This window comes from Centipeda sp. (in: firmicutes), from assembly GCF_057271695.1.
The window spans coordinates 1-14,236 of sequence record NZ_DBHIVL010000015.1; the positions used below are offsets into that span (position 1 = coordinate 1).

9 protein-coding genes are annotated in these 14,236 nt (G+C 59.9%); all 9 read right to left on the reverse strand.

Annotated features, from left to right (window positions below; translation table 11 throughout):
- Positions 1 to 74: 74 nt before the first annotated feature.
- Positions 75 to 1,352, reverse strand: a complete 1,278-nt coding sequence (locus ACO6BQ_RS03855) for a nitrogenase component 1 (protein ID WP_489119599.1) — start codon at positions 1,350 to 1,352, stop codon at positions 75 to 77.
- Positions 1,345 to 2,649, reverse strand: a complete 1,305-nt coding sequence (locus tag ACO6BQ_RS03860) for a nitrogenase component 1 (protein WP_489119600.1) — start codon at positions 2,647 to 2,649, stop codon at positions 1,345 to 1,347. The genes ACO6BQ_RS03855 and ACO6BQ_RS03860 overlap by 8 nt, the downstream gene beginning before the upstream one ends.
- Complete coding sequence (locus ACO6BQ_RS03865; RefSeq protein WP_489119601.1) at positions 2,639 to 3,451, reverse strand: nucleotide-binding protein; 813 nt, start codon at positions 3,449 to 3,451, stop codon at positions 2,639 to 2,641. Before ACO6BQ_RS03865 ends, ACO6BQ_RS03860 begins: the two co-directional genes overlap by 11 nt.
- 9 nt (positions 3,452 to 3,460) lie before the next feature.
- Positions 3,461 to 4,411 carry an ABC transporter substrate-binding protein gene (locus tag ACO6BQ_RS03870; RefSeq protein ID WP_489119626.1) on the reverse strand — a complete coding sequence of 317 codons (951 nt, stop codon included), beginning with the start codon at positions 4,409 to 4,411 and terminating at the stop codon, positions 3,461 to 3,463.
- A gap of 32 nt (positions 4,412 to 4,443) precedes the next feature.
- On the reverse strand, positions 4,444 to 8,127 hold the full coding sequence (cobN, locus tag ACO6BQ_RS03875; protein ID WP_489119602.1) for a cobaltochelatase subunit CobN: 3,684 nt from the start codon (positions 8,125 to 8,127) through the stop codon (positions 4,444 to 4,446).
- Positions 8,124 to 10,046: a VWA domain-containing protein gene (locus ACO6BQ_RS03880; protein ID WP_489119603.1), complete on the reverse strand. Its 1,923-nt coding sequence runs from the start codon at positions 10,044 to 10,046 to the stop codon at positions 8,124 to 8,126. The genes cobN and ACO6BQ_RS03880 overlap by 4 nt, the downstream gene beginning before the upstream one ends.
- Before the next feature lie 18 nt (positions 10,047 to 10,064).
- Complete coding sequence (locus ACO6BQ_RS03885; protein ID WP_489119604.1) at positions 10,065 to 11,087, reverse strand: magnesium chelatase ATPase subunit I; 1,023 nt, start codon at positions 11,085 to 11,087, stop codon at positions 10,065 to 10,067.
- 89 nt (positions 11,088 to 11,176) lie between these two features.
- On the reverse strand, positions 11,177 to 13,084 hold the full coding sequence (locus ACO6BQ_RS03890) for a TonB-dependent receptor plug domain-containing protein (protein ID WP_489119605.1): 1,908 nt from the start codon (positions 13,082 to 13,084) through the stop codon (positions 11,177 to 11,179).
- A 123-nt stretch (positions 13,085 to 13,207) separates the two neighbouring features.
- Positions 13,208 to 14,233: a radical SAM protein gene (locus ACO6BQ_RS03895; protein ID WP_489119627.1), complete on the reverse strand. Its 1,026-nt coding sequence runs from the start codon at positions 14,231 to 14,233 to the stop codon at positions 13,208 to 13,210.
- Between the last annotated feature and the right edge of the window lie 3 nt (positions 14,234 to 14,236).

Here is a 14,236-nt window from a genome sequence, read left to right on the forward strand (position 1 = left end):
CCTTGTTCGGACGAAAAAATCTACGCCAATCTGACGGACTTCATTTTATCAGCGCTTCCTTTGTGCGGCTTCCTCTATGTAAGAGAGATCTTTCGCCGCAAGATATTACCGTTCCACAGCTGCTCCTCAATATGACGCGCACCACGCAGTCCCATAAAGGGTGCCTCGGTCAAATGCAGGGCATCCTGCACGGGATAGGCGACGGGAAGATAGGCAGCCGTGCGCGGATTGATGTGTGCAGACTCATTGCTGCTGCCGAGCAGAAGCCCACCCTCCAACCCATTGATGAGTTCGCGGATGCGCAGGACATCCGTCTCACCGAGGATCTCATCTGCGATGGTAGCTGCTGTCTGCTCTCCCCCAACCTCTGCTGCCACTGCGAGATGGCACACGTCCGCCCACTCCGTCCGCAGTGCCTGTGCAAGCCCCCACGCAACGGAGCGCGGAGCGCGAATCACAGCCGTTTCATAGCAGAGTTCGCCCCAGAGGCTCTTGCACTCGTTGATGCGCAGGAAGTCCTCGCGCATAACGCGCCCGATCTCCTCCTCCACAACACCGCCGCAGGGGGCGGGCAGGATGCGTCCGATCTCCGCGAGCCAGCTTCGCGTCCCCGCACGCCCGTATGGCGGCAGAGGTGCGATATAGGGTGTGCCGCAGAGTTCTTTGAGCTGGCGAGCACTCTCCAGACCAAGCTCATCGTGCACCACGATGTTCAGTGCCGCACACGCAAGCCCGCTCATCTCTGCAGCGGACATATTGCTGCCAAGGACCGCGTTCACCGCATATCCTGCCATCTCAAGCAGACGGACAAGTTCACGCACATCGTTCCCGCCGTTATAGTAAGCGCTTGTCATACCGATGAGGTTGACCGCATTCGCCTTTGGTGTCTGACGCATCGGAGGAAATGCCTGAAGCGTACTGCGCGCCGCCTTATCCCAACCGTCCGCAAAACTGCCGGTAAGCCCGCTCGTATCGAGCGCGACAATCGGGCAGGACAACCCCGCCCCACGTGCAATCGCCGCAACATCGTCGCCAATGAGTCCCGCTGCACAGCTGCTGATGACGGCAAGCAGGGCGGGCGGCTCCTCCACATAGGCTACAAGCGTGTCGCACAGATACTCCTCCGCCCCGAACACGATCGCGTCATTGTCAAGCTGCGTACAGACCATGCGAGGCGAAATCGTCGGCTGACTGTGTTCGATGTGGCGCATCGCAAAGAAATAGCACCAGAGAGGTCCGTTGACGACGATAACCGCGTCCTTGATTCCCGCGAAGAATGCCGATGCCCCCGCAAGAGCGCAGGTATCCGTGCACATACACACGTCGTCGAAAGATTTTTCGCGGTCAGCCATAGATCAGCCCTCCCCTGCTCTCATGCCGATGGAGAATCCGTCGCATATCGTCCAGCAGGCGACGCTCCATCGACCAACCGACCGACGGCAGCAGTGCAAGAAAGAGCTGCCGCAGCTTCGTATCGACGAGTTCATGCGTTGTGAGGACAAAGTCCACACTGTGCAGCAATTCCTCTGCCGCAGCATCTCCCTCGTGATGGATGGGGACATCGGTCCGACGACGCAGTTCCTCCTCCATCACTTCACGTCGCGCAGGCAGAAAGCAGTCGAGCAGAACGATGCCGGACAGTGTGATTCGGGCCTTCTTCAACAGGCGCAGGACGATCTCCGGCTGGAACCATGAGAGGTCGCGACCGATGGCAAGCGCACATCTGCGCCCCGCAAGATCCGTACGTGCCTTTTCCACGGCAGCGGCAAAGGATTCCTCCTCCGCTGCGATGGCACGTTCCGCTTCCTCCGCACGGTGACAGAGCTGACCGACGCGCCGGAGCCAGCGGATGGTCTCCTCCGCTCCAACCGCATAGACATCGGCAAGATACGATGTGCCGAAGCGTTCCTTGATGTGTTCCGCCAGCTCTGCCAGTTGCGCCTGCTTCTCATCGTCCATGCGGCGGCCGAGCAGGATGACTAGCTCCGCCTCCGGTATTGCTTGCAGTTCATCAAGTGCGAGGTAGGATGGGAACTGTCCCGTCACGCGCAAATTGAGCAAAGAGAGCAGCCGCCGCAGTTCCTTCACATATTCTCCGTGCATACCCCCGCAGTCGCCAAGGAGAACCACCGTCCCCTCTTTTTGCACGGCGGGCTGCATAAAGCGATCCACAAGCGCACGCGCGGTATCGAGGTATCCTGCATAGTATTCCCCGTCGAGAAAGCCATGCGCCGAAACGGCAGTGACAGGCAGTCCAAGTTCCACCTCCATCTCTGCCGCAACCGCCTTCGTATCATCGCCGATTACGCCGCTGACACAGGAATTTGCGATAAACACCGCCTGTGGATGATACTTCTGTACGGCAAAACGGATGCAGGCCCGCAGTCGCTCCTCTCCGCCAAAGACCGCCTCGCTCTCCCCAAGACCGCTCGTCAGGAGCGGTACGGGCGAGAGGCGCACCGACGTTCCCGCCGCCGTCAAGCGATGGAAACTGCTCACATCCATGCCGTGCGCGATATGTGCACACGGACGCGGACTGTGAAAGACGACGAGTGCGCCGCGCACGAAGGAGAGTGCCCGCCAGACCCCCGGCATGCTGCAGCTGCAGTTCGTACGGCGTATGCCGACGCGCTTAACCTCAATTCCCATAGCGCTCCACCAGTTCCTCGAGCTCCTCGAACTCCATTGGTGTCGGCACGGTCAGCATCTCATTCGTATCGATTGCCTGTGCGAGCGCGACATAGTGCTGCGCCTGTTCCGACGCCGGCGCGTAGGCGATAAGCGTCTGCCGATGAATCTCCGCCTCGTGCACGCTGCGCGAGCGCGGAATATAGGCGATGAGCTGCGTGCCAATGCGCGCGGCAAAGGCGGTGAGGAGTTCCTGCTCGCGCAGCACGTCCCGCCCGTTGCCGATGATGCCGCCGAGCTTCACCGCGCCGCGCGCAGCAAAGCGCTGCACGCCCTTTGCGATATTGTTTGCCGCATAGAGCGACATGAGCTCGCCCGAGGAGACAATGTAGATCTCGGCGGCGTAGCCCTCGCGTATGGGCACGGCAAAGCCGCCGCAGACAACATCGCCGAGCACGTCGTAGAGTACGACGTCGAGATCGTCAAAGGCGTGCAGCGCCTTCAGCCGCTCGAGCGCCACGATGATGCCGCGCCCCGCACAGCCGACGCCGGGGTCGGGGCCGCCCGCCTCGATGCAGCGCACGCCGTTCCAGCCCTCGTGTACGAGATCGGCGAGCGTCAGCGCTGCCCCCTTTTTCTCGCGCTCAAGGTCGAGGATCGTGGAGGGGGCGATACGCCCGAGCAGGAGGCGGGTCGAGTCATTTTTCGGATCGCAGCCGATCTGGCAGACGCGCCGCCCCATCTGCGCAAACGCAGCCGACACATTCGCGGCGGTCGTAGATTTTCCGATGCCGCCCTTGCCATAGAACGCGATTTTTTTCATGGGATCTCCTTACTCCACGGCAGTGAGAAACTCGTGGCGCGACTGCTTGAAGTCGTCGCCGTAGAGAATCCACGCCGTCTCCTGAATACCATACACAATGTTCTGCGAGAGATTGTAGACGTAGCGCGCCCACGGATGTCCGATCTGCCGCTCCCGCACGGCAGTCATCTGTGCGAGCGATGGATCATCAAGATACTGCCGCCCGTAGTTCTCCTCATTCGTTGCGCCGTCCTCATAGCTCGGGAAAAACAGATAGTCCGGATTCGCCGCGACGAGCTGCTCCTTCGTCATCTCCTGCCCCATGCGGTTGCCTGCCGCCGCCTTCGCGTTGATCGAATCCGTACAGCGGCAGAGCTCGTCAAAGGTGCAGCCCGCGCCGCCATAGTTGACCATGATCGAGATGAGCGCGATGCTCTTATGCTTCTTCTCTTCGGACACCTGAGCCACCTTCGCACGGATCTCGGCGAGCTTGTCCTCCATCTTGCCGATGAGCTTCTCCCCGCGCTCCGGCTCACCGGCCGCCGACGCAAAGAGACGGATGTTGGCGTGAATATCCTCCATCATCGCGGCGGATTTACAGACGACGACAGGTACGTTCAGCTCGCGGATGGCATCGATGTTCTCACGCGGCATCCACGGTGTCACGACGACGAGATCCGGATGCAGTGCGGCAATCTGCTCGACGGACGGGCTGCGGGGGATGACCGTCGGAATCCGGTCACATACCCACGGGATATTCGTATGCTCCCGATCGGCGAGCGATTCATTGATCGCCGCCATGCGCTCCGGCTCCACGAGACCGAGCATCAGCTCGTCCGTCCCCGCGCTGACCGTCAGGATACGCTGCGGCTTATGTGCAAACGTGACGACCGTGCCCTCCACGTCCGTGATTTGATAGCCGCCCGCCTGTTGCTCCGAGGAGTTTATGCAGCCACCGATCAACAGCGCGGCAAAAATCATCGTGAGAGCAGCGCATACGCGGATATGCCTTCTCATTGTGCGCCCTCCGCCCGTTCCTCAAGATCGCCCTCGATGGATAGGTAAAGACTGCGCAGTTCCGCGAGCGTTTCCTCGGAGGCATTCCACAGCCCGCGCTGCTGTGCCTCGAGCAGGGTCTCCGCCATGCGGTGGAGCGCCCACGGATTGACATCCTGCATCCAGTCCTGCATCCCCGCGTCGAGCACGTATTTGCGCGCGTAGCCCTCGTACATCCAGTCCTTCATCACGGCGCTTGTCGCGTCCCATTGATAGCTGTGCGCAAGATAGTTCGCGAGGTCGGAGGCACCCTTGTAGCCGTGCGCCTTCATCCCCTCGATGAACTTCGGATTCATCGCCTCCCCGCGAAAGAGCCGCGCTGCCTCCTCGTCCACGCTGCGCAGCACAATGCGCTGACGATCACTCGAGTCGCCCGTGTAGGAGCGCGGCGCCTTGCCCGTCAGCGCCCGCACGGTCGCAATCATGCCGCCGTGGTACGCGTTGTAGTCATCCGAGCTGAACATATGCGTCTCGCGCGTGTCCTCGTTCTTCACAGTGACATCGAGCCCCGCCATGCGCCGCTGGAACAAGTCGGGATCGTAGCCGCGCGCGAGGCCGTCGCCGCCGTATGCCGTGCCCGAAAAGCGCGTGTAGACCGCCGCCAGATCGTCCAGCGTCTCCCATGCCTTTGACTCGAGAAGATCCCCGATGCCCGCACCGTACGCACCCGGCGGATCGCCGAAGATACGCACGGAGGCACGTTCCCACGCGCTCTCCTGCGCCTCGCCCTGCCCCTCAAGCCATGCGGCATCCGCAAGGACGTGCTTGCGCACATAGTTCTCCTCGTCGCTCTCCTCGAGATCGCGCACCATGCGCACCGCCTCGTCGACCCAGTGCACGGCATTCGGCACGGCATCGCGGAACAGCCCGCTGATACGTGCGGTCACGTCGATACGCGGGCGTTTCAGCTCTGCGAGGGGAATCACCTCAAGCGCGCATACGCGCTGCGATGGACGCCGCCAGATGGGGCGCACGCCCATGAGGTAGAAGAGCTCGGCGATACACTGCCCGTGACTGCGCATATTCGAGCCCGCCCAGAAGACGATGCCGACCGCCTCAGGGTAACGCCCCTCGTCGCTGATGTACTGCTCGATGAGGGCGTCACCCAGCTGCCTGCCGTACTCCCATGCAGCGGGCGTCGGCATGCAGCGCGGGTCGAGGCCGTAGAAATTCCGCCCCGTCGGCAGCACGTCGGTGCCGTTTGTGGTCGGTGCACCCGCAGAGCTCGGCTCGATGTACTTGCCTGTGAGCGCCCGCAGCGTTCCCGTGATCTCCTGCTCCGTCTTCTGCAGACGCGGGACGATGTTCTCCGTAACCTCGTGCAGCGCATGCGAAAACGCCGCATGGCTCTCCGCCGAAGCAGCAGCAATCACGGGTAGCGCCATCGCCGCCTCCGCAGCCTCCGCCGTATAATCGCGCTCCGCGAGAAAGGCAATGATCGCCCGCATCTCCGACTCGACCGCATCGAGCTTCCTGCCGTAGGTCATGCCGTCCGCCGTCATGCGCTCGCTATGCGTCAGCAGCTCCTCATAGTCATAGCCCGCCTGTGCTGCGATGAGGCGTACGAGCGAGGCCGCCCCGCCGTGCTCCATGCGAACGAGCGCGCACACAAAGTCGATGAGGCGCTCTCCCTCGGGTGCACGGCCGAGGATATGCAGACCCGTACGGATCTGCATATTCTTGATGTCGGTCACGTAGTTGTGGAGGCGCGCCGTATAATCGTCGAAATCATCACCCTCATCAATCTCATCCTCAAAATGACAGGCAGCCGCCTTTTCACGGACAATATCCCGCACAGCCTCGATGTTGTCCGGCTGTGCTGCGCGAAAGTGGACGTACTCATCGAGTGCCTGTTCCAGTTCCTCGATCTCCTCGAATCCGCCCGCAAGCTGCATCGGCGGCGAGAGATGACTGATGAGGCATGCCGCACCGCGCCGCTTTGCCTGAATCCCCTCTCCGACAATCGTGATCCAGTAGGGATAGATGTCCGGCAGATCGCCAAGCGAGACATCCGGATAGCACGCATTCGAGAGCCCCGTCCCCTTGCCCGGCAGCCACTCAAGCGAGCCGTGCGTCCCGACGTGAATGACCGCATCTGCCCGCCAGATATCGCGCAGCCAATGATAGTAGCCGATGTAGTGATGTGTGGGCGCGGCATCGGGCGAGTGCAGGAGCTTGCCGGGATCCTCACCGAATCCGCGCGGCGGCTGCACCGTGATAAAGATATTTCCATTCAGCGTGCCCGGGACGAGGAGCGCACCGTCGTAATTGAACACATCCCCCGGAGCCTCTCCCCAGTCCCGCACAAGCTGCGTACGCACCTGCGCGGGCAACTCCTTGAAGAACGCCCCGTACTGCGCCGCCGTCAGATGCCCGTCGGCAGCCTTTGCCTGCTCCACACTCATAAAGCGGCGGTCGTTCGTCGCGTGATCCGTCAGCAGCTTCATAAACGCCTTGCTGCTCTCAGGAATCTCATCCATGACATAGCCTGCGGCACGCATCGCCGTGAGCAGACGGAGCACGCTCTCGGGGGAGTCCAGTCCCGCCGCGCTGCCGATGTTTGAATTCGTCGGTGGATAGTTGTGGAAAACGATCGCAATCTTCTTCTCCGCATTTGGCTTATGCCGCAGTGCCGCCCATTTCCGCGCCTTGCGTGCGATCCGCTCCATGCGCTCATCTAGGGCCGCATAGCTGATCTCTCCGCTCTCGTCGCGCACCTTTGCCGCAATCGGGACAGCGTGGATCACGCCGTCGAACTCGGGCATTGCGACGCTCATCGAGACCTCCATCGGGTCGAGGCCTGCGGGAGAGCGCTCCCACTCCTCCATCGGCGCGAGTACCGTATACGCCTCGAGGATGGGGACGCTGAGCACATAGAGATCCTCGATGCGCGTGCCGCCCGCCTTGATCGAGAACTTCATCGTGCTGACGATCACGTCGACAATGCACTGCCCGCGCGGGCAGAAATATTTCTTGATCGCCTCCATCAGCGTCGGAGACTCCACGCGCTCGTCCCGATATGAGTTCGAGAAAACGGTGATCGCATTCATCCCCGCCGCCTCGATGGCACGAATGAGTGCCGCATGATAGGTGAAATCCCCCGTAATCCACTCAGAGCGGTAGAAGATCACACCGACGGTCGGACGCTCCGCATCACAGTGCGCGGCGAGATAGCCCGCCGCATCCTCGGGATTCCCTGCCCAGTCGGGATGATAGATGCCGTTCCACGCGAGCGGCACAGGCGGCTCTGCTGTGCAGGCAAGTCCCCCGAACTCCCTGCCGAGCCAGTGGAAGAGATTGCGCATATTCTCCTCGCCGTCGTAACGGAAATATGCCCATGCGGTCTGGATCTGCTCCTCCGAAAAGCCATACGTCACCTTGTCGTGCTCGGCATTGTCCACAACGATCAGATGCGGAATCCGATGCTTCTGTAAAAAGCGTGATGCCTTCTTCAGGAATTCATTATCAAGACCCGTCCCCATCCAAAGGAAGAGATGGAGATCCGCCGCCACATGCATTTCCTCCCAGCTGTCCATGCCGCTGACAGAACACACGCACACCTCGGGCTCTTCCATATACGCAGCGCATCGACGCGCAAGTACACGGACACGCAGGATATTCGTATAGACTGTAATCTTCATCTTCTTCCGTTCTCCCGATTCTGCATCCTGCGGGATGCGCGGACAATCTCCAGTACGCCCTCCGCCGAGAGCCGTTCCAACGTATAATACTGCGCTGCCATCCGACGCGCAAGTTCCGGTGCAACACCGACGCGCGGAACGGAACGCTCCGTATCGAGGACAAGGGTAAGTGCCGCGGTCTCCGCGATCTCCTCTGCTGCACGCAGGGCACGCTGCACGCCCGCATCTCCCTCTTTGGTATTTGTGCGTCCGTCTGTGACGAGGACCAGCACCGTCTTCTCGCTGCCCTTGCGCTCCAGTTCACGCAGTGTCCGATATGCATGGGCGAGCCCCTCGGCAAGCGGCGTCCGCCCGCCCGTCGGCAGGTCGCGCAATGCTCTTTCCGCCAGCTCCACGCTGCGCGTCATCGGCAGGAGCGTCTCTGCACGATCCCGCCGAAAGGCAACGAGCCCAACACAGTCACGCTTTTGGTATGCCTCCCGCAGGAGGGCAAGGATGGCCCCCTTCACCGTCCGCATGCGTTCGCGTGCGCCCATCGACCCACTCGCATCAACGAGGAACAGGATGTGCGCCGCCGACCGCTTCGCACGCACCCAGACGCGCACATCCTCGGGATGGATCACAACCGCCTGCCCCCCTCTTCGTGTGCGCTGGTGCGGAGCTGCCGCACGCAGTGTAGCGGAGAGCGCAAGATCGAGGCGCGCACCGCGCCGCGGCAGATCCGTACGCAGACCACGCCCGTCCGCCGTATGAATCTGAATGATGTCACGCCTGCCGCTCTTCCCGCCCTGCGCCCGCATCGTCATGGAGAGAAGCGAGAGCCGTGCCATAACATTTTCGAGCGGAGCGGCAACGCGATCCTCATCCTCCGCACACGGCTCCTCCTCCGATGGAGGAGGGTCATCTGCTCCGTCCTGTGGTTCGTTCTCCTGCGTATGCTCCTGAGGAGGCTGTGCATCTCCATCGTTCTGCGGGGGAGGTGGTTCCTGCAGCTCATTGGGAAGATCATCCCGCTCCCGCTGCGGCACATTCCCCTCACGCGGAGGCGGCAGCGGCTGCTGCTCCTCCTGCGGACGGCTCATCCGATGCACGAGCACGAATACCGCAGCCTCCTCCACATCTGCGGGCATGACGAACGATCTGCCCGCAAGCGCCGCAATCGCGCGTGCAGCCTCGATGAGATAGAGCTCCGCACGGTTGCCGACACAATGCGCACGCGCAGCACAGGAAGCGGCAAAGCGCAGAATGGCGGACGGTGCCTCCACACGCGGCAGCAAGTCACGTGCGCGGCAGATCATCGCCCCGAACGCCTCTTCCTGTGTACGGTACACCGCACAAAACGTCGACGGATCACGCTCGTATGCGATCGCACGTGCAGCAATCGTGCGCCGCTGCGCCGTGTCCCCCTCCTCCTCCATTTTCACAAACATACCGAAAGAATCCAGCAGAGCCGAGCGGAGCGTGCCCTCTGCGGGATCCATTGTGCCGACAGGCGTATAGGAAACCTCCTCGGTGAACGACAGCCCATCCCGCTCAAGGCGAAAGAAGCCGTCTCCCGCGCATTTCAGCACAGCAGTCAGAATGTCCTCCCGCAGGAGATTGACCTCGTCCATATAGAGAATGGTATCGTGCGCACGATGCAGCAGCCCGTGCCGCAGCTGCCGCTCCCCTTGTTGGAGTGCCGTCTCTATATCGATTGTACCGAAGATCATGTCCTCCGAGGCTCCAAGCGGCAGCTCCATAATTTGTCCCGTCGGGGTAAAGGGTGCTGCTGAACGAACGAGAACAGACTTTGCCGTGCCGCGTGTGCCGGAGATCAAAAGCCCGCCTGCACGCGGATTGACAAGTGCAATCGAAAGTGCGCGCCGTGCGTGCTCCTGTCCGACAATGGCCGTCAACGGATAACGCGGGATATTCAAAATCTTTCCTCCGAAAAGCTATTCTCCCAAGATCGCATCCACCGCAGTCCAGTCGACCGCGCCCTCCTCGAACGGGCGGCGGCGCATGCGGTGTGCGAGGACGAGGCGGCTGACGCGCTGCAGATCCTCCGCCGTAACCGCACTGCGCCCTGCAAGTGCCGCATGTGCAATGCCCGCCTTGATGAGCGTGATGTCGGCACGGTGCCCGTCGACCCCGAGCGTCAGTGAGATCTGCGCCGCGTAGTCAAGGACAGCATCCGGCACCGTCACACGGGGAACACGTACACGCGCCTCAAGAATCTGCGTGCGCAGGTGCTTCTGCTCTGCCGCATACATTTCCGCAAAGGCATCGGGATCACGTTCGTAGGCGATGCGGCGGCGGATGACCTCGACGCGCGTCTCTGCCTCGCGTTCACCCGCAACAGTCACGGAGAGCGCGAAGCGATCGAGAAGCTGCGGACGGATGTCCCCCTCCTCCGGATTCATCGTCCCGATGAGGACAAACCGCGCCGGATGCGCATAAGAGATCCCCTCGCGCTCCACGGTATTAACACCCATCGCCGCAGAGTCGAGAAGAATATCGACGATATGATCCTCGAGCAGATTGATCTCATCCACATAGAGGATGTTGCGATTCGCCGCTGCCAAGATGCCCGGCTCGAACTCCTTGCGCCCGTCTCGGATCGCCGCCTCCATGTCGAGCGTTCCGACCACACGATCCTCCGTCGCACTGACGGGCAGCTCCACCACGCGCATCGGGACATCCTCCGCAGGAAGCTCCCCCTCTGCTCGTCTCTCTTGGCACGCATCACAGTAGAGTTCGGGGGACGCAGGATCACAGTGGCAGGCACAACCGCGCACCGCATGCAGATCCGGCAAAAGTGCGGCAGCCGCTCGGACGGCGGTAGACTTCGCCGTCCCCTTCTCCCCCTTGATGAGGACCCCTCCGAGTGACGGCATCACAATACTGAGGAGAAGCGCCGTCTTCATCTCCTCCTGCCCAACGATAGCAGCAAACGGGTATGTTACCCTCTTCTTCATTCCGATTTCCTTTCATGAGGAAGGAAGGTGCTACGGCAATCAGCTTGCCACAGCTCCTCCCTTGCTTCCTCTGCACAGTATGATATTCCTTAGAAACTCTGCTCGACACCGATCATGAAGTTGCGTCCGGGTGCCGTCCACCACTGTTCGGCTGCCCCCCACCATGAAGCACGTGCGTTGGACTTCTCCGCATAGAACTGATTAAAGATGTTGTTCACCTTGAGATACACCTTCGTTGCATCGGCAACCTGATAGTTCATCGCGAGATCGACGACCCAGTAGTTATCCGTGGGAAGAAATTTACCAATCGCATCGGACGGCCCTTCAAGCCCCACCATCCCTCGTGCAAGGAGAGACGAGTCAAAGTCACGATTGCGATAGTCTATGCCGATGTTCCACTGATCGCGGGGCAATGTTCCGTCAATATTCACACCATACTGCTTCGTCTTGCCGACATGTGTCTGTGTATAGCCAACGCGGGTGCGCCAGTGGGAATCGACGCGCTTGTCAAGCTGCAGCGACCAGCCGTGTGCGTCCTCATCGCCGATATTCTGATACAAACCACTTGCCCATCTGATACAATCCGTCGAATGACGTTTGAAATAGCTTGCTGTCAGACTAAGTCCCTTGCCAAAGTCACGAGCAATGCCGATCTCCTTCGTGTTGCCGACCTCCGGTTTTAGATTTGGATTTGCTCCAAACGAGCCATAAAGTTGCCCCGGTGTAGGTGTGATGAAATAAGCATTGTAGGAAACATAGGTGTGTGTCACGGGGTCAATGTCATAGCCAAGACTAATGCTTGAGCTGTTGTGACTGCCAAACGACGAGTGACGATCATGACGAAGACCTGCCGTGAGTTTCAGCGTCGGAAGAATGCTCCACTGATCCTGCAAATAGAAGGAGCGATTTGTCATTTTCTTCCCATTCGGAGCAACCGTTCCAAATGACTCTGCCGTGACCTTATCCGTTTTATATTCAAAACCTGCGGTCAAAAGATGGTGTCCAAGGGTCTTGTCAAATTGGTTGCTGAACTTCCATCCCTGATTTTCCATTCTATACCTATCTGTATAGAGATTATACTTATACAGGCTGCGCGAAACACTCATCTGATTCTTCGTAGTGTCGTCAATTTGGACATTCCACAACAAATCAATATCGAAGTAATCCGTATCGCCGTTTTTCGGAGTCTCCCAACGTCCCTGGTAACGGTTTTCGTCTTTATAGGAGCGGTAATTTGCAGCAATATAGGATGCCTTGCTAACCTGCTTACCAATATGGGTGCTGATCGAGTCCGCGTCCAGATGGGACGGGGTCGTATTCCCATGTGCGTCCTTGAAGTCGCTGCTCTTATCCTTCTGGTATTTCACGCGCCAATCCCAGCCGTTTTCACCACCGGCATTCGCGATGCTGTACTGCTGACGGCCGTAGCTGCCGTAGCCGATACCGAGCGTCGTCTTCATCCCCTGTGCTTTCTTCGTGATGATATTGATGACACCGCCCTTTGCATCCGAGCCGTAGAGTGTCGATGCCGAACCATGCAGCACCTCGATGCGCTCGATACCGCTGAGATCCTTCATCGCAGAAGCAATGGAGGTCGTCGTGCTGCCTATGGGATCGCCGACATAATTCTGCCGCACACCATCGACCATCAGGACTACATCCTTTGAGCCATTGATGTAGAGCACATTGCTGTTGTTATATCCCGCCGGCGCATACTGGTTGATGGTAATCCCCGGTACATCGCGCAATGCCTGTGCCAGATCCGTATAGTGGCGACGCTCGATGTCCTTGCCCGTAATCACCGTAATATTCGCATCTGCTTTCAATTCCTTGTTCGGCGTACGCGTCGCAGTGACGACAGTTTCGTCCAGCATATGCTCACTTGCAGACGAATCCGCATCCGCTGCAAAGGCATGTCCCCCCCCCGTGGACACAAGTCCAAAAGCAAGTGCTGCTGTCACATTCATGACAATCTTTTTTGAAATGTAGTTTGTCATTTAATTCTTCCTCCTAAAATTTAGATACAACAACATCTATATCATCAACTGCCGAGATGTGGGCATCATCCGACAGATAAGAACATTCCCATAGACAAATACAAGCAGTTTATCGGTGTTTCCTCAAACACCTGCCGCCTTTATCGCCGCACGTTTCAGCGCACATTCGGCATCGGATGCGGCAGGATGTTCCTGCCCCGCCCTGCGTGCGTAACACGCGCCGCCGCAGCTCGTAAAATCCACACACGCGCTGCAAAACGCCATAGCATCCTGCATCTCATGTGCCACCTCCACCTGCCGCCGAACGTCGATGCCGTGCTCCACATCGCCGAGCAGAAAACGCGCATCGCCGACAAAGGAGGAACACGCATAGATATTCCCCACGGCATCAACGTGTACGCCCGCCCCGCTCATCGCATGACAATGTGAAAAGCCATCGCCCGTGCGCTGCGAAAGGCATGCCGCCTGCTCCTCCTGCGCAATCGCGATGCGGTATCCGTGCAACCGTCCAAGGTGTTCGTTTCGCACAAAGACCTCTGCCATCGCCTGTGCCATCTCCTCCTCGCGTGCGGGGCGGACAGCAGTGCCGCGCCCCTGTCCGCGCAGGAGATCAAATCCCACACGGCGCACATTGCCGAGATAGTATGCCATCTCGATGATGCCTGAGAGCTTCCCGACATTCTCCGCCGTGACAACACAGGTCAGACCGATCGCGATGCCACGCCGGCCGAGGCACTGAATCCCCGCGATCACATCCATCGACGAGCCGCATCCATCGGGGTAGCAGCGGTGCACATCGTGAACATCGGGTCTGCCGTCGAGGCTGATGCCGATGCCGATGCCCGCATGGTGTAGGAAGTCTGCCGTCTCCTCGGTCAGCAGCGTCCCATTGGTCTGCAGATCCATGCGTGCCCGTATCCGATTGGTGCGGACGTAGTCCGCAATCCGACGCAGCAGAGGAAGCGCCAACAGCGGCTCTCCACCCGAGAACTGAAGGATAAAGGGAGCTCCCCCCGCCGCTGCGAGATCGATCGCGCACCGCGCCGTCTCCCACGTCATCATGCTCCGATCCTGCCCGAATGCATAGCAGTAGCGGCACGCAAGATTGCAGTCACCCGTGAGGCTCAATACCATCATCTGCAGCGGCATCAT